Genomic DNA, 14,900 nt, shown 5'->3' with positions numbered 1-14,900 from the left:
CCCGGGTTGTCAGGTCAAGGGGATCACCCCGCGTCCGTTGGTCGCTTCGGTCAGTCGTTGTGAGGTGCCCTCGGTCACGATTACGTGGGCGTGGTGCAGGAGCCGGTCGACGGTGGCGGTCGCCAGGGTCTTGGGCATGATCGTGTCGAACCCGGCGGGGTGGATGTTGCTGGTGACCGCGAGGCTGCGGCGTTCGTAGGTGGCGTCGACGAGGCGGTAGAAGGCCTCGGCGGCGGCCTGTCCGGCGGGCAGCATGCCGATGTCATCGATGACGACGAGCTCGGCGCGGGTGATCTTGGCCAGGACCTTGCTGATCGACCCGTCGACGGTGGCGCGGCTGATGGCTGTGGTCAGCGATTCCAGGGTGAACCAGGCAACGGGCATTCCTTCGTCGATGGCCTTGTGCGCCAGGGCCTCGACGAAGTGGGTCTTGCCGGTGCCCGAGGGGCCGCTGATCGCCAGGTTCTCGCGGTGGTGGATCCATTCCAGGGTGGCCAGCGCGGACTGGGTCGGGGCCGGGATGGACGAGTCGTGCTCGCGCCAGGAGTGCAGGGTCTTGCCGGCGGGCAGCCCGGCGGCCTTGCGGCGGGCGGTCTTGGTGGCCTCGTCGCGGCCGCGCACTTCTTCGGCCAGTAGCACCCGCAGGATCTCGGCGGGATCCCACCGTTGGGACTTCGCCGTCGCCAGAACATCGGGGGCGGCGGCGCGCAGGTAGGGCAGGCGCATCCGTCGCATGGCCTGCTCCAGGTCGCTGGGCAGCGGTGGCGCTGCCGGCGTTGTCGTCGTGGTCACGGCGGTCGGACTCATCGGGTGGTCTCCTTGCTGGTGGTGAAGTTCGCCCAGGCAGTGGTGCCGGGCTGGGCCGAGTGGGCTTCGTCAGCGACGACCAGGTCGGTCGCGGTCGCCCCAACGGCCTGGTGGTCGACGATGGCGGCCAGGTCGCCCTCGCCGAAGCGGCCGGCGGCCGCGGCCACGCCCAGGGCGGCGTCCACGCCCTCGCGGCCGACGAGGGTGGCCAGCTGTACGGCGTCGGCCATTTTGGCGCGGATGCGCACTGCCCCGGCCGCGGAGGCCTCGATCAGCCAGTCGTAGGCACCCCGCCCCAGCGCGAGGAACTCCTCCTCCGCGGCGTTGCGGGCTCGTGGTTTCGGCGGTCGGGGCGCACCATCGGGCTCCTGCGGGTGGTCGGGGTAGTGCGCCAGGTCGATACGCGGGTTGCCCGGCGTGGACAGGCGGTGACGGGCGACCTCAACTAGCCCACGACGATCGGTGGCCCAGTCCGGCACGAGCGGCAGCGCGTCTAGGTCGGCGACGATGATCAACTCGGCCCCCGCGGCCCGCACCCACACTTCCTCCTCGACCAGCCCCGGCGGGGTGGAGTAGCGCACCGACCCGAACCGTATGGTCTGATCGGTGCCTACGCTGCGGGTCTCTCCCAGCGCCATCGTGTGCGGCGCGGCCGGCAGCATGTGCAACCGAGCCCGCTCCTCGATCAGCGCCTCGGCCGGTAACCGCGCGGACTCGCGGTGCTTGCGGTTGTTGACCTTGGTCATGAACTCCTCGCACGCCTGTTCCAACTGCGCGAAGGAGGAATACTGCTCGCGCAGGTTCGCGCCGGTAGGCACGATGTCAGCCTTGGCCAACCGGACCGTGGACTCCGTGCCGCCCTTGGACTCCGGGTCGTAGGGCACGCACGTGTGCACCTGGCTGCCGTAGTGGCGGGCGACCTGCACGATCTGCGGATGGCGTACCGCCACGCCGGCGACGTGCTCGACGCTGACCGTCTTGGCGTTGTCGGTCAAGATGTAGCTGGGCACCCCGCCCAGGCGGCGCAGCGTGGCATCCAGGCACGCGATCAGCGTCGGCAGCGTCTGGTCCCACACCGGAATGACCACCCGGAAACGTGACCAGGCCAGCCAGGCGCAAAACAGCCACGTCCGTCGCGGCTTCCCATCGGGCCCGGGCACTCGCGAGCCCTCGCCCCAGTCGAACTGAAGCCACAGCCCCGGCTCGGTGATCCACGGCCGATAGCTGCGCCGGTGCCCGGCCCGCCACGCGGCCTTGACCTCGGCGACAGCCCGCCGGGTGGTCCGCTCGGTCCCTGTGAACCCCACAGCGACGAGCCGGCCGTGGATAACGTCAGCGCGGACCTTGCCGTTGCCGCGCTCGACCCACTCCTCGATCTTGGGCATGTGCTCATCGATCATCCGCGGCCGGCGGCCCGCGCCGGTGACCGCACGGCCCTGATCACGGGCGGCGACGTACCGCCGCACCGTCTTGGGGTCCACCCCGGCCAGTTGCGCGGCCGAGTGCGCACTCTGTGTGGCGTCGTACGCCTCCAGAATTTCCATGATCTCCCTGTCAGACTTCTTCATGCGTCCCTCCGGTGGACTACTCGTGGTGGTTGAAGACCTCGAGCACATCCCCGGAGGGCCGCTTTCGCCGGGACCGACACGGCCCGATCCCATGGCCACAGACAGGGAGATCAACTGTCCATCAGCAGGGAAGTCCGTGTCCGTCTACAAGGAGGTTGGCATGTCCGCTAGCAGCGACAACGCGATCGGTTCTGGCGGCGCTAGCGAGCACTGGCAGCGGTGAGCGAACCAGCATCCAGGTGGTGCTCGGCCCACGGCTGCGGCCCCGGCAAGTACGGGATGTCGACGTGCAGCAGCGGGCGCTGGTGACCCGCAAGCTCGGTGAACACGGATTCGGCTGTGCGGTACGACTATCTGCCAGCGCCGGTGACCTGCCGGCAGCTGAGTCGTTGGTGCGCTCGATCGGCGCCGCCCTCAGCGGGCTGACTGCTCCCGGCGTCCGGGTTGGTCTGGTCGCTACGTCGACGCACTCGGTAGCCCGGGCGGCCTCGCCGTGGTTCTGGCCACTGTGGCTCAGCGTCAGCGACCTGGTACCGCTACTGGCCTGGCCGACAGCACCGCTGCCACTGCTGGGCGTGCCTTCACCGCACCCCCGACCACTGCCCGCCGGGAGCTACCCCGCCCGCGGCACGGTGCTCGGACGATCCACCGAGGATGGTGGCCGCCCGCTGGCACTATCACCTAAGGATCGGCTGCGACATCTGCACGTGCTCGGGCCGAGCGGTGTCGGCAAAAGCACGCTGCTGGCCAATCTGGCGCTCGGTGACATCGCCGCCGGGCACGGCGTGATAGTGATCGATCCCAAGGGTGACCTGGTCGGCGACATCGCCACCCGCGTACCACCGGATCGCCAGCGCGATGTCGTCATCCTCGACCCAGGTAGCGAGGCCGTCGTCGGTCTGAACGCGCTCGATGACCCGGCTGACGCCGATCGGATGGCCGATGTGTTGCTCGGCGTCTTCCACGACCTGTATGCCGATGCGTGGGGGCCGCGTACCCACGACATTCTGCACGCCTGTCTGTTGTCGCTGGCACGGCGCGGTGACGCTTCGCTGGCGATGGTGCCGCTGCTGTTGACCAATCCTGGATTCCAGCGCTCGGTCACCGGCCGGGTAGCTGCTGCCGATCCGATGGGGCTGGGCTCGTTCTGGGCCTGGTACGAGGCAATCAGCGAGGGCGAGCGGCAGCAGGCGATCGCACCGCTCATGAACAAGCTGCGTCAGGTCCTGCTGCGGCCCGGGTTGCGCGCCATTGTCGGGCAGCGACACCCGAAGTTCCGACTGCGCCAGGTCTTCGCTGAACGCAAGATCCTGTTGGTCAACCTCGCCAAGGGCACGCTCGGCGGTGAGGCCGCGCGGCTGCTCGGCTGCCTGGCCGTCGCGCTAGTCTGGCAGGAGATCCTCGGCCGGTCCCGTGACCCGGCCACAGCCCGGCGGCCGGTCTTCGTCCACATCGACGAGGCCCAGGACTACTTGGCTCTCGGTGACCTTGGCGAGGCTCTGGCCCAAGCCCGTGGACTCGGCGTCGGCTTCACACTGGCGCATCAGCACCTCGGTCAGTTCACACCGGCCCTGCGCGCGGCGGTCGTGGCCAACGCTCAATCTCGGGTGACCTTCCGGCTCAGCCCTGAGGATGCCGCGGTGCTGGCCCGTACTCTCCCACGCGGTGAACTCGCGACCGAGGACTACCGCGCCCTACCGGCCTACCAGGCCTACCTCCACGGTCTCGTGAATGGTCAACTGGCGGCCCCGGCCTCGCTGCGGACGATGCCGCTACCGGTGGCCCGGCGAGGGCTCGACACTGCGCTTGAAGCCAGTGCCGCGCGCTGGGGCACGAGTCTCGATGCGGTCGAGCGCGACCTACTGGAACTCAGCGGTATCAGCCCGGCCGAGGCGGGCGATGCTCCGCGGGAGCGGCCGGGCCGGGTTCGTCCGGGAGGTTCATCGTGAAGCCGGCGGACGCTGTAACTGGGGTGGGAGGTCTACCGGTCGGCCTACCACTCGCGGGGCGGATCCCTGACACGTTGGCACAGGTCAGCGCCGCCCTAGGGCGTGAATGGGGGCCGACAGACCCCTCGGGGTCATTCCCCCATCCCGCAGCGGGGCCGGCCCCTGGCAAACGTCCATCGACACGCTCCACGGCGGCTCCGCGAGTGGTTCGTGCCAGCCGCCTGAAACAGCTCGGTGCGATGCTCGTGGAGCGAGACCGGTTCATCTTGGAGCGGCTACGACAGCACGGCTTTCTGAGCACCAAGCAGATCGAGCGCTTCGCCTTCACCGGGCACGCCTCAGCCGCCTCGGCAGCTCGCTCAACCCGACGCGTCCTCGAACGCATGGCCCATGACCGGCTCATCCAAGCGCTACCTCGGCGCCAAGGCGGCGTGCTGGCCGGGTCGGCTCCGGCTACCTGGCAACTGGCTCCAGCCGGCGCACGGCTGGTCCGCGACGATGGTGACCGCTACCGGCCTCGCGTGCCGTCGCTACATCACTTGCGTCACACCCTGGCACTGGCCGACACCCACCTCGACCTCCTACATCTCGCCAAGGCGCACGACCTGAGCGCCAGCGTCGCGGTCGAGCATGAGGCAACCAGGCGCTTTACCGGCATCGGCGGTGCGGCCCGGCTGCTACGACCAGATCTGGCAATCGCGCTCGGCGGCCGTGACGTTGAGGGGGACTACGTCGATCACTGGTTCATCGAAGTCGACTGCGGCACCGAGTCCATCCCGACACTGCTCAGGAAGTGCCAGATCTATGCCGACTACCAGGCCAGCGGCATCGAGCAACAACGGCTCGGTACCTTTCCGGCAGTGCTCTGGCTGATGATCGGACCGACGTCCGAGCGAGCGGCGACGCGAGCTGGCGAACTGCGGCGACGACTGGCCCGAGCTGCCCGCCTGAACAGCATCAAGTTCGTCATCGCGACAGCTGAGGACCTACCAGCCGGGCTCGGCTACCCCACAGCCGACGCGGCGAATGGAGGCCGCTCATGAGCCGGCTACCACGCAACCAGGTACTGGTCGGTGACGCTCGGGAGAGGCTGACGCAGCTGCCGGAAGGCAGTGTCGACTGCGTCATCACCAGCCCGCCGTACTTCCGGCTGCGGGACTACGGCCACGCCGGGCAACTCGGGCTCGAGGACTCCGTCGGCGCCTACGTCACCGACCTGGTGGGGCTCTGTAGCGAGGCAGCGCGACTGCTGACTCCGACGGGCACCTTGTGGCTCAACCTGGGCGACACCTACAGTCTGCACGCCCGCGAGGGAGCACCGAGAAAGAGCCTCGTCGCCGTACCTGAGCGAGTGCTGCTGGCCCTTATCGTCGACGGCTGGACGGTGCGCAACAAGATCGTCTGGGCCAAGACCAACCCGATTCCGAGCAGCGTCCGTGACCGCCTGTCCTGCACCTATGAGGTCATCTACCTGCTGGCACGCCAACCCCGTTACTACTTCGATCTCGACGCCGTCCGGCAGCCGCACAGATCTAAGAGGGGCACGCGTCCTCAGCCTCGCCGGTCGGCTCGAAGGCGCGCCTCGACGCGGCCACCAGCGCGCCGTGATCCGGGGCGGCCTTCCTGGCGCGGCCCGAACGCCGACGGCGACCAAGGCCTGACCCAGCTCCGTGACGCCGGACTGGTTGGGCACCCACTCGGTAAGAATCCCGGCGATGTCTGGCGGTTACCGGCCAGCAGCTACCGCGGTGCTCACTTCGCCACCTATCCCGAAGCACTCGCCGCGCGCATGCTGCTGGCCGGCTGCCCCGAGCAGCGCTGCACAACCTGCCGGGCCCCATGGACGCGGCCAGTGCGGCGCCTCGGCGCCACCGCCGTGCGTCTGGCACTGACAGTGGGCTGCAACTGCGACAGCAGCACCGAGCCCGGACTGGTGCTTGACCCGTTCCTCGGCGCCGGGACCACCGCCGTCGCTGCCGAACGGCACGGCCGGGACTGGCTCGGCATCGAACTCAACCCCGAGTACGCCGATCTAGCCCGCAGGCGTATCGCGACCGAGCGCAGTAAGAGGGCCGAGCAGTCATCAGTACGTAAACGAAAGGAGGGCGAATGAACGAACACCAACCACCAGCACCGCAGCGCGACCCAGAGCACGAGCCGAGCCGCGAGCAGATGCCTGAACTGCATCCACGGGTGTGGATCGGCAGCCTGGCCGACTACACGAGCGGCACCCTGCACGGCGACTGGGTCGACGCCGCAACCAGCGACGAGGAACTGCTCGCAGCTGCCCAGCGCGTCCTTGCCAGCAGCGAACTGCCTGATGCCGAAGAGTGGGCGATCTTCGACTCCGATGAGTTCGGCAGCTTCGAGGTCGGTGAACACGACGACTTGGCACTCGTCGCCCGCGTGGCCCGCGGCATCCGCGAGCACGGCCCCGCCTATGCCTGCTGGGCTCAGCTCCACGACGGCGACGAAGCCATGTGCGATGCCTTCACGGATGCTTTCCTCGGCGAATACGACACACCGGGCGACTGGGTGCGCAGCGTCATCGACGAAGCCGACATCGACCAGCACGTCGAGCAAGCCGTCGGCGCCAACCTGGCACGCTACATCCATTTCGACGCCGACGGCTTCGCCCAGGACGCCTGGCTCGCCGGCGATATCCATCTCGCCGAGCGCACCGGCGGCGGCTACTGGGTGTTCGCCACCAATGTGTGAGCTAGAACCGCGGCAGACTCAGCAAGTTGTTGTTCCACTGGCCGTCCGCGTAGGTGCGCAGGTAGGGCGGAGTGGCATCAACGACGCCGACCTGCGCATCCGGGTTGCCACGCACCCAGACCGTGTTGCCCTTCCTGATGAAGTTGACCATGTCCTGCCGGGTCAACGTGCCCGTATCACCGGGCTGCTCCCAGCGCACCTGGGCGATGTGCTCGTGATCGGTCGCGTTCGGCGGACTCATCCGAATGTGCGTGATGTAGGTGGCCATGCTGTTCTCCAATCTGGCCTTCGACAGCCCTGCGCTGTCATGAGAATCACTCCAGCACCGACCACCGACATCGCCACCTCATCGGGAGCCCGCAGGGTGTGCGTCAGGTTTGTGTTGCGGGCCAGAGTTCTTGGTCTCGGTTGGACTGGTGCAGGGTGCGTAGGGCTAGGACGGGGGCGAGGCCGGCGATGGTCCAGTGCATGCCGGCTCGTTTGGAGCGTTGTTTGACGATGGTGTTGCAGGCGGATTCGACCGGGCCGGAGCCGATGTAGTAGCCGGCTGCGCGGAAGTCGGCGTATTGCATGCGGTGGTGATTGCTGGTGAAGTAGCCGGTCTCGGTCGCTGCGGGTCTGGCCAGGTCGGGCGCCTTGGCGGGGAGGTCGAGCTGGTCGACGGCGGTGGCGATTGCGGCGGTGTTGCCCAGGTCGAGTTGATCGATGAGGTCGCGGGTGAAGGTGGTCGGGTCGGTCAAGACGGGGGTCAGGAGCTTGGTCAGGTCTGCGAGGTGTTCGCGGGCGTGGAAGTAGTCCACGATCTGGGTGGCGGTGGTGAAGTGCTGGTCGGCGATGTTCCAGATCCATTTGGCGCCATCGCCCAGGACGACGGGTTGGCGGATCTGGTCGAATCCTCGGCGCAGGTATTCGGCCTTGGCCTGGGCGCCGAACCCGGCCGCGGGTTCGAAGGTGGAGATGTAGCTCGCCGTGCCGGGGTCCTGGACGGGGTCGCCGGTGAGTGGGTCACACCCGGATTGGGTGAAGAAGCAGCCGATCTTCACTTCCCTGGTCCCGGCTCTGGTGCCGGGGGTCTTCCCGTGGCGGCCAGTGGTCTCGCGGGGCAGCATGGGGGCCCCGGTTCCGTCCATGACGATGTAGCACAGCCCCATTCCCGCCTCATCTACGGCGGCGGGGATCGGGCGGGGTGAGGTCATGGCGGCGTTCTGCTCGGCGTCGATGACTTCTCGGGCCCGGGCGCCCTGGGCGCGGGTCGTGCGCGCCAGGGTCGAGGTGGAGGCCAGGTCGAGGCCGGTGACGGCGGTGATGAGCTCGAAGCCCTTGGCGTAGGGCATCTCGGACCCGGCCAGTGCGCACGCCCGCGCCAGTCCCGGTGACAGGCCGGTTCCCTGGACTCCCAGGCGGGTATCCAGCGGCGCGAATCCGGCTCGACACGCGCCGCAGTGGTAGTAGCCGCGGGTGATCTCCACGCTCCCGAGCAGGGTGCGGATCGTCTTGGTACGCCGGGCCACCAGCCGCGCGGCGTGCTCACCGTCGGGGCAGGACATGCGGGCCGGGCTGTGTTGGCCGGCCCAGTCCATGATCCCGGCCACGGCGGCCAGCCCGATCGTCGCGGCCGATTGCTGAGCCGCGCGCTCGATCGCTTCCAAGACACTCGCCTCGCCGTGCTCGGCGAGCTCGGCCGTGGCAAGTACCAGCCGACGGGCCTCGGCCGCGGCCAACTCAGCGACCCCCTCGGCCAGCGCGCTCAGACTCTCCGCGAGGCCGTCCCGGTCCCAGGCCCCCCTTTTTCCCCGCCAGAGCCAGCGGGGACGACGTTCCCACGTCGCCCTGGTGGCCTCACCCGCGCCTTGCACAGCGCCTCGTTGATCTCCACGTAATCGGCCACCAGATCCTCGAACTGGGCGTAATTGTCCAGCTCGGCGCGGACCTGGTCGACCTGATCGACCGGGATGTACTGCCCGCGCGAGCCACCCGGCCCCTTGGCCGTCCGAGTCCACAACCCCCGCGGGCCATGACCCTGCTCGCCGGGACGAGCACACCGACACGTCGCCCGCCCGCACTTGCGATAGCCCACCTGCAACGACCCACGCCGGAACTGCGGAACCGCGGCCATACGGTCCAGCACCAGCGAACGCAGCTCCTCGAGCTCGCCCACCGCCATCGTCGAGTAGTCCTTGTCCATCACGCACCCTCCAATGCTGATTATGCCATCCACAATCATAGTAGAGGCTGACCAGCACAAACCCATCAGCGACACGTCCACGACTCACACCCGAGCCCGCAGCCACTTGACCGACCACGGTCGAGGGTTGCACCACCCCGAGGACGGTGGACCAGAACACCCTCAGGAAGGAGGAACCGGAGCCATGAAGACCTTGGCCATCCGGCTCGAAGACGAGCAGCACGCTCGTCTGACGATCCTCGCCAAGCTCGCCGGCATCTCCGTGACCAATGCCATCCGGCAGGCCATCGAGAACACCATCACGGAGTTGGCCAATGACCCGGAGATCGCTGGCCGCGCCAACGACCTCCAGGCCGCCATCACCCGTGAAGCCGACGAGCAGCGGGCCGCCATCACGGCCCTGCTCAGCACCGCGCCGAGCAAGCCCAAGGGCGGCGCCCGCAAGAGCACCTCCTAGGCAACTGGCAGGAGCCTGCTCAACCCCGGGTGGGAGCCAGATCGAGAAAAATTATCTCTCTGGCTTCCACCCGGAAGAAACACCCCCACAAGGAAAGGCTTACCTAATTGCCCCAATGAGATGTTGTGGAATTGTCTGATCGCGTCCAATTTCGTGGACAATAGAATATAGTAGGAATATGACGAAACAAGAACAGACCGCCGGCACAATCTTGAAGACCGCCCGCAACCAGCAAGGCCGCTCCATGCAACAGGTCGCCGATGAAGTCGGCATTACAAAATCGCTACTTGGCGCATGGGAGCTCGACCAAGTGGCCCAGCCCGATCCAAGTCGACTAACTCGGCTAGCCGGCGTACTCGGAATCGAGGCCAACCAACTACTGAAAGCAGCCGGCTACGAACTCGACGCAGCGCTACCGACCATGAAGCCCTACCTGCGCAGCAAGTACAAGCACTTGCCACCCGAAGCCCGGGCCGAGATCCAGTCAGCGTTCGACCGCATCAGCGCCAAGTATGGCAGCTCACCCGACGGCAGCGGTCCACTCGACGGCCAAGACGAATAGTCGATCAAATAGTAATGAAGGGAGGTGCCACCATGACAACAGCAGCCCAGCAATCCATCCTCAGCAGCCTCCGCCAGCTCATCCCGGCACGCAAGTGCACATTCGATGAAGTCTTGCGCGTCACCGAAATGCAGGCTGGCAAGCTGGTGACAGCCATCCGGGAACGCGACCCGAGAATGGAAGGCATCCAGATTCATCACCTGGCAGAGCTACCACGAATGCGTATCGCCTACGAAGCTCTGCCGGTCAGCGGCATGAGCCACTGGAACGGACGCGAATGGGTCATCACGATCTGCGCGAGCGACAGCCCCGCCCGGCAACGCTTCACCGCACTGCACGAGTACGCCCACATCGTCAGCCACGGCGCCACCGAACGACTCTTCACTGGTACCAAGCACCTCGATGCCCAGACGCAAGCCGAGCGGGTCGCCGACTACTTCGCCGCCTGCGCCCTGATGCCACGCCGCGACTTGAAGCGGGCCTGGGTCAGCGGCCTGCAAAGCATCGAAGTACTCGCTGACCACTTTGGCGTCAGCCAGGCAGCCATCACCGTCCGACTCGACCAGACCGGAATCGCTCGCGAGCGTGACCCCGAGCCCGCCGTTAACCGCTCCCGCTGCGCCAGGCCAGTCAGAACACCGAGGAACCGACCACAGGAGTTCGAAATCAGGACAAGGAGGAGGTGCGTATGAACGAGCAACGACCCATCGTCGCGGTGTCTTACCTGCGCGTGTCCACCACGCGGCAGATGGATACCGGGGCCGACATCGATGCCGAGGGCAACTCAATTGCGACGCAACGCGCAGCCAACCAGGCCAAAGCAGCTGCGATCGGGGCCGAGATCACCAAGGAGTTCGTCGAGCCGGGAGCCTCAGCTCAGTCCATCGAGCGACGCCCCGTATTCAAGCGGCTACTTGCTTACCTCGAGCAGCATCCCGAGGTCGACATCGTCATCATCTACGTCCGCTCACGCGCTTTCCGCAATCTTGGCGATGCCGTACTGACCAAGCGACGCCTGGAGAAGCTCGGCGTCAAGCTCGTCTCCGCCAAGGAAGACTTCGGCTCCGGCATCATGGCCGACGCCATGGAAGCCGTGACCGACTGGACCGTCCCCGGTTTGGTGGACAGTTGGGTTAGCTGCCGTGGACAAGGGAGGCAGTACAGTGGGATCGACTCGCCGGAGTTTCACGGATGAGTACAAGGCCAGCGCGGTCGCGTTCGTGTTGGACGAGCAGCGGTCTATCGCCGAGGTCGCACGGAATATCGACGTGCACGAGATGACGTTAGGGAAATGGGTGAAGAAGGAACGAGATGCGCGGGAGGCGGCCCTGGGTGCGGATGCGTCGTTGTCCGAGTCCGAGCGGGCTGAATTGATCCGGCTGCGGCAGGACTACAAGAACGTGAAGGCGGAGAATGCTCAGTTGCAGATGCAGGTGAGTTTCGCAAAAAAAGTGGCGACCTGGTTCGCGAGCGAACAGCAGTGAAGTTTGCTGCGATCGCGGACTGGGCTGATCAGCAGGAGTACCCGGTGGCGTTCATGTGCCGGCAGCTGGGGGTGTCGCGGGCGGGCTACTACAAGTGGCGTGATGCGCCGCTGAGCGACCGGGCCGTCTACGACGAGCGCCTCAGCGTCCTCATCGCCGGGATCTACGCCAGCGCCCGCGGGAACCCGGGAGTGCGCCGGGTCCGGGCCGGGCTGGCTGCGGCCGGTCACCGCGTCGGCCTCAAGCGAGTGCACCGGTTGATGCAGGCCGCCGGCCTGCAGGGACGCCACCCCCGGGCGTGGAAGCGCACGACGGTCCCCGGTCAGGGGCCGGTGCCGGCACCAGACCTGATCGGGCGCTCGTTCACCGCCGAGGAGGCCGATACCCGCTGGTGCGGCGACATTACGTACGTCAAGACGTGGGAAGGGTGGGCCTACCTGGCCACCGTCATCGACCTGCACTCACGTGCCCTGGTCGGCTGGGCGATCGAGGACCACATGCGCACCGACCTGGTCACCGACGCCCTCGACATGGCACTCAAGACCCGGAAGCCACCCGCCGGTGTCATATTCCACAGTGACCGCGGAACGCAATACACCTCCACCGCCTTCGCCAAATACTGCGAAGATCACAATATCCGCCGCTCCCTGGGCAGGACCGGTGTTTGCTACGACAACGCAGTCTCGGAATCATTCTTCGCGACCTACAAGAAGGAACTCATCCACACCCGCCCCTGGCCGAACCTGACACGACTCCGCAAAGCGACCATCGACTGGATCACGAACTACTACAACACCATCCGTCGGCACTCGACTCTCGGATACTTGACACCCACAGAATATGAACTAGGATATAGGAACATCAACGAATTGGCAGCCTAATTCGCCTGTCTACTAAAGCGGGAACACTCCAGACATTATCAACGAGGTGCAAGTGCGGATGTCCGGGGAGGACATCAAGGTCAAGATGCAGCACAAGGCCGAACAGGGGGGGGCACCAACGGCCGTGCCCGCATCGGCTACAAGAACGTACGCATCGAGATCGACGGCCGCCAGGTCAACACCATCGCATCCGACCCGGAACGGGCTCCGCTCATACGCACCGCGTTCGAGCTATACGCCTCCGGCGACTACTCACCCTGGATCCACCGTGCTGGTTTGAGTCTGGGTGGCGTGGGCGCATGAGAATGCCCTTCTGACCTGGGATAATGCGTGTTGTCAACGCACGCAGTCCCAAAAAAGAAGGGCATCTCGTAGATGCAACTATCTCATGTCTCCTCGGTACGGTTCGACGATCCGAATCTGGTCGGCGTGGCGGGGCTTGTCCCGGTGATGGCGCTGGCCGAGCGTGCCGGGCTGTCGGCGCTGGTCGCTGAGCATCTGAGTCTGTCGGGTGCGGGCAGCGCGAACCCCGGGGCGAAGGTGTTGGCGCTGGTCGCGGGCATGACGGCCGGGGCCGACTCCATCGATGACATGGACCTGTTGCGCCACGGCGGGATGGGCAAACTGTTCCAGGATGCGCGTGCGCCCTCGACGCTGGGCACGTTCCTACGCGCGTTCACCTTCGGGCATGTCCGCCAGCTCGATGCGATCGCCTCCCGCTTCCTGACCCGCCTGGCCGGGCAGGCCCCGGTGCTGGCCGGTGCCGGTCAGATCGCCTACGTCGATATCGACGACACGATCAAGGAGACCTACGGGTACGCCAAGCAGGGCGCCGGGTACGGCTACAACAAGGTCAAGGGCCTCAACGCGCTGATCGCGACCATCTCCACCCCGGTGGCCGCGCCGCTGATCGTGGGCACGCGGCTACGCCGGGGCCCGGCCAACTCCGCGCGCGGGGCGGGCAAGTTCGTCGCCGATTCCCTCGCCACCGCCCGGACGGCCGGCGCCGGCGGGGTGGTGATCCTGCGCGCCGATTCGGCCTACTACAGCCGTGAGGTGGCCGCCGCGGCGGGCCGGGCCGGTGCCCACTTCTCGTTGACCGCGCGGATGAACCCGGCGATCACGGCCGCCATCACCAGCATCGACGAGCAGGCCTGGACCCCGATCCGGTACCCGAACGCGATCTGGGACGAAGACGAGGCCCGCCTGATCTCCGATGCCCAGGTCGCCGAGCTCCCCTTCACCGCGTTCACCTCCCGTCCCAAGGCCGAGCACATCACGGCACGGCTGATCGTGCGCCGCGTCAAACGCCTCAACCCCGCAGCCACCAGGGCCGGGCAGGACGAACTATTCGCCACCTACCGGTACCACGCCGTCTTCACCGACTCGCCCCTGAGCATGCTCGAGGCCGAGAAGGCCCACCGCGCCCACGCCATCATCGAGGGCGTCCACGCCGATCTACGCGCCTCGGCCCTGGCCCACGCACCCTCGGGCAAGTTCACCGCGAACGCGGCCTGGCTCGTTCTGGCCGCGATCGCGTTCAACCTCACCCGCGCCGCCGGGGCCCTGGCCTCCCTCTTCCACGCCCGGGCCACCACCGCGACCATCCGAGAACACCTCATCCGCGTCCCCGCCCGGCTCGCCCGCTCGGCACGACGGCTGATCATGCACCTACCCCGGAACTGGGCCCATCAAGGCCCCTGGGAAGCGCTCTATGTCGCTGCCTGCGGGCCACCCCCAGCCCCGAGGACCTGACCACCGGCCCCCACGGGCACGACCGGAACACAAGTGGAAACGCCGGGCAGACCGGCGGCCCCGCCATGCCCACACGACCCGACCCGCCAGAACCCGGACCTCACACCGTCACCACGACCCGGACGGTGGATCCAGGCTCACTCGACCGACTGCACGACACCATGACGGACCTCGGACTGACGACCAAACCGAGTCGGCGCTACCCGGCAGGACCACTGTCAATCTCGCAGATCCATCGGATGCTTCGCGACCCGTACTACCGCGGCGTCGTTACCTACAAGGGGAAACAGTACGTCGGCAGGCACGAGGCCATCGTCGACCCTGACCTGTTCGAGCGTGTCCAGCACGTCATGGACCACCGATCGACCAACGGCCAACGCGACCGGCGACACTTCCACTACCTCAAGGGCGTGCTGTGGTGCGGACGCTGCCACGAGCACGGCCGTTCCTCGCGGCTCATCTTCACTTTGGCCAAGGGACGCAGCGGGCAGCACTATGGCTACTTCCTGTGCCGGGGACGCCAAGATGGCGCCT

Annotated in this window: 17 protein-coding genes and 1 pseudogene; 12 read left to right on the top strand and 6 right to left on the bottom strand. The window is 67.0% G+C overall.

The window, feature by feature from the left end; genetic code table 11:
• Positions 1 to 9 precede the first annotated feature (9 nt).
• On the bottom strand, positions 10 to 807 hold the full coding sequence (gene istB, locus GCE65_RS03620) for an IS21-like element helper ATPase IstB (protein ID WP_153877410.1): 798 nt from the start codon (positions 805 to 807) through the stop codon (positions 10 to 12).
• Positions 804 to 2,375 (bottom strand): IS21 family transposase, encoded by a 1,572-nt coding sequence (istA, locus tag GCE65_RS03615; RefSeq protein WP_194928711.1) that lies wholly within the window; start codon positions 2,373 to 2,375, stop codon positions 804 to 806. The genes istB and istA overlap by 4 nt, the downstream gene beginning before the upstream one ends.
• Before the next feature lie 242 nt (positions 2,376 to 2,617).
• Here istA and GCE65_RS03610 point away from each other — a divergent pair, with 242 nt between their 5' ends.
• The 4 genes from GCE65_RS03610 to GCE65_RS03595 all read left to right on the top strand — a co-directional run bounded on the left by GCE65_RS03610 (position 2,618) and on the right by GCE65_RS03595 (position 7,042).
• Positions 2,618 to 4,324, top strand: coding sequence for a type IV secretory system conjugative DNA transfer family protein (locus GCE65_RS03610; protein WP_194928818.1), 1,707 nt, complete (start codon positions 2,618 to 2,620; stop codon positions 4,322 to 4,324).
• A 203-nt stretch (positions 4,325 to 4,527) separates the two neighbouring features.
• A complete protein-coding gene (locus tag GCE65_RS03605) occupies positions 4,528 to 5,367 on the top strand; it encodes a replication-relaxation family protein (RefSeq protein ID WP_153877408.1) in 840 nt (279 codons plus the stop codon).
• Positions 5,364 to 6,437, top strand: a complete 1,074-nt coding sequence (locus GCE65_RS03600; RefSeq protein WP_153877407.1) for a site-specific DNA-methyltransferase — start codon at positions 5,364 to 5,366, stop codon at positions 6,435 to 6,437. The genes GCE65_RS03605 and GCE65_RS03600 overlap by 4 nt, the downstream gene beginning before the upstream one ends.
• On the top strand, positions 6,434 to 7,042 hold the full coding sequence (locus tag GCE65_RS03595) for an antirestriction protein ArdA (protein WP_153877406.1): 609 nt from the start codon (positions 6,434 to 6,436) through the stop codon (positions 7,040 to 7,042). The genes GCE65_RS03600 and GCE65_RS03595 overlap by 4 nt, the downstream gene beginning before the upstream one ends.
• 1 nt (position 7,043) lies before the next feature.
• Here the strand turns inward: GCE65_RS03595 and GCE65_RS03590 are convergent, their stop codons facing one another.
• The 3 genes from GCE65_RS03590 to GCE65_RS16215 all read right to left on the bottom strand — a co-directional run bounded on the left by GCE65_RS03590 (position 7,044) and on the right by GCE65_RS16215 (position 9,227).
• Positions 7,044 to 7,310: a DUF3892 domain-containing protein gene (locus GCE65_RS03590; protein WP_153877405.1), complete on the bottom strand. Its 267-nt coding sequence runs from the start codon at positions 7,308 to 7,310 to the stop codon at positions 7,044 to 7,046.
• A gap of 103 nt (positions 7,311 to 7,413) precedes the next feature.
• Positions 7,414 to 8,763: an ISKra4 family transposase gene (locus tag GCE65_RS16220; RefSeq protein ID WP_228760100.1), complete on the bottom strand. Its 1,350-nt coding sequence runs from the start codon at positions 8,761 to 8,763 to the stop codon at positions 7,414 to 7,416.
• Positions 8,764 to 8,789: 26 nt separating this feature from the next.
• Positions 8,790 to 9,227 (bottom strand): DUF6788 family protein, encoded by a 438-nt coding sequence (locus GCE65_RS16215; RefSeq protein ID WP_194928852.1) that lies wholly within the window; start codon positions 9,225 to 9,227, stop codon positions 8,790 to 8,792.
• A gap of 184 nt (positions 9,228 to 9,411) precedes the next feature.
• On the opposite strand from GCE65_RS16215, the gene GCE65_RS03580 reads away from it, so the two are divergent.
• The 8 genes and pseudogenes from GCE65_RS03580 to GCE65_RS16995 form a co-directional block, all read left to right on the top strand.
• On the top strand, positions 9,412 to 9,684 hold the full coding sequence (locus GCE65_RS03580; protein ID WP_153877403.1) for a DNA-binding protein: 273 nt from the start codon (positions 9,412 to 9,414) through the stop codon (positions 9,682 to 9,684).
• Positions 9,685 to 9,862: 178 nt separating this feature from the next.
• Positions 9,863 to 10,246, top strand: coding sequence for a helix-turn-helix domain-containing protein (locus GCE65_RS03575; RefSeq protein ID WP_153877402.1), 384 nt, complete (start codon positions 9,863 to 9,865; stop codon positions 10,244 to 10,246).
• Positions 10,247 to 10,278: 32 nt separating this feature from the next.
• Positions 10,279 to 10,938 (top strand): ImmA/IrrE family metallo-endopeptidase, encoded by a 660-nt coding sequence (locus GCE65_RS03570; RefSeq protein ID WP_194928815.1) that lies wholly within the window; start codon positions 10,279 to 10,281, stop codon positions 10,936 to 10,938.
• Positions 10,935 to 11,441 (top strand): recombinase family protein, encoded by a 507-nt coding sequence (locus GCE65_RS03565; protein WP_153877401.1) that lies wholly within the window; start codon positions 10,935 to 10,937, stop codon positions 11,439 to 11,441. The genes GCE65_RS03570 and GCE65_RS03565 overlap by 4 nt, the downstream gene beginning before the upstream one ends.
• A complete protein-coding gene (locus GCE65_RS16490) occupies positions 11,410 to 11,730 on the top strand; it encodes a transposase (protein WP_228760099.1) in 321 nt (106 codons plus the stop codon). Before GCE65_RS03565 ends, GCE65_RS16490 begins: the two co-directional genes overlap by 32 nt.
• Positions 11,727 to 12,611 carry an IS3 family transposase gene (locus GCE65_RS03560; protein WP_255475278.1) on the top strand — a complete coding sequence of 295 codons (885 nt, stop codon included), beginning with the start codon at positions 11,727 to 11,729 and terminating at the stop codon, positions 12,609 to 12,611. The genes GCE65_RS16490 and GCE65_RS03560 overlap by 4 nt, the downstream gene beginning before the upstream one ends.
• A gap of 375 nt (positions 12,612 to 12,986) precedes the next feature.
• Entirely contained in the window at positions 12,987 to 14,366 is a 1,380-nt protein-coding gene (locus tag GCE65_RS03555) for an IS1380 family transposase (protein WP_153877400.1), read from the top strand.
• A gap of 65 nt (positions 14,367 to 14,431) precedes the next feature.
• A pseudogene (locus GCE65_RS16995) lies at positions 14,432 to 14,665 on the top strand (recombinase family protein); the annotation flags it as partial.
• Here the strand turns inward: GCE65_RS16995 and GCE65_RS16485 are convergent.
• Positions 14,585 to 14,806 carry a hypothetical protein gene (locus GCE65_RS16485; protein WP_228760098.1) on the bottom strand — a complete coding sequence of 74 codons (222 nt, stop codon included), beginning with the start codon at positions 14,804 to 14,806 and terminating at the stop codon, positions 14,585 to 14,587. The pseudogene GCE65_RS16995 and the gene GCE65_RS16485 overlap by 81 nt on opposite strands.
• Positions 14,807 to 14,900 lie beyond the last annotated feature (94 nt).

This window comes from Pseudactinotalea sp. HY158, from assembly GCF_009660225.1.
Lineage (GTDB): Bacteria > Actinomycetota > Actinomycetes > Actinomycetales > Beutenbergiaceae > HY158.
This window is presented reverse-complemented; position numbering and strand designations above follow the sequence as displayed.

Coding starts and splice junctions, on each gene's coding strand:
- GCE65_RS03590 (WP_153877405.1), bottom strand. CDS start 7,310: ATGGCCACCTACATCACGCACATTCGGATGAGTCCGCCGAACGCGACC.
- GCE65_RS03570 (WP_194928815.1), top strand. CDS start 10,279: ATGACAACAGCAGCCCAGCAATCCATCCTCAGCAGCCTCCGCCAGCTC.
- GCE65_RS03580 (WP_153877403.1), top strand. CDS start 9,412: ATGAAGACCTTGGCCATCCGGCTCGAAGACGAGCAGCACGCTCGTCTG.
- istA (WP_194928711.1), bottom strand. CDS start 2,375: ATGAAGAAGTCTGACAGGGAGATCATGGAAATTCTGGAGGCGTACGAC.
- GCE65_RS16215 (WP_194928852.1), bottom strand. CDS start 9,227: ATGGACAAGGACTACTCGACGATGGCGGTGGGCGAGCTCGAGGAGCTG.
- GCE65_RS03595 (WP_153877406.1), top strand. CDS start 6,434: ATGAACGAACACCAACCACCAGCACCGCAGCGCGACCCAGAGCACGAG.
- GCE65_RS03600 (WP_153877407.1), top strand. CDS start 5,364: ATGAGCCGGCTACCACGCAACCAGGTACTGGTCGGTGACGCTCGGGAG.
- GCE65_RS03575 (WP_153877402.1), top strand. CDS start 9,863: ATGACGAAACAAGAACAGACCGCCGGCACAATCTTGAAGACCGCCCGC.
- istB (WP_153877410.1), bottom strand. CDS start 807: ATGAGTCCGACCGCCGTGACCACGACGACAACGCCGGCAGCGCCACCG.
- GCE65_RS03565 (WP_153877401.1), top strand. CDS start 10,935: ATGAACGAGCAACGACCCATCGTCGCGGTGTCTTACCTGCGCGTGTCC.
- GCE65_RS03555 (WP_153877400.1), top strand. CDS start 12,987: ATGCAACTATCTCATGTCTCCTCGGTACGGTTCGACGATCCGAATCTG.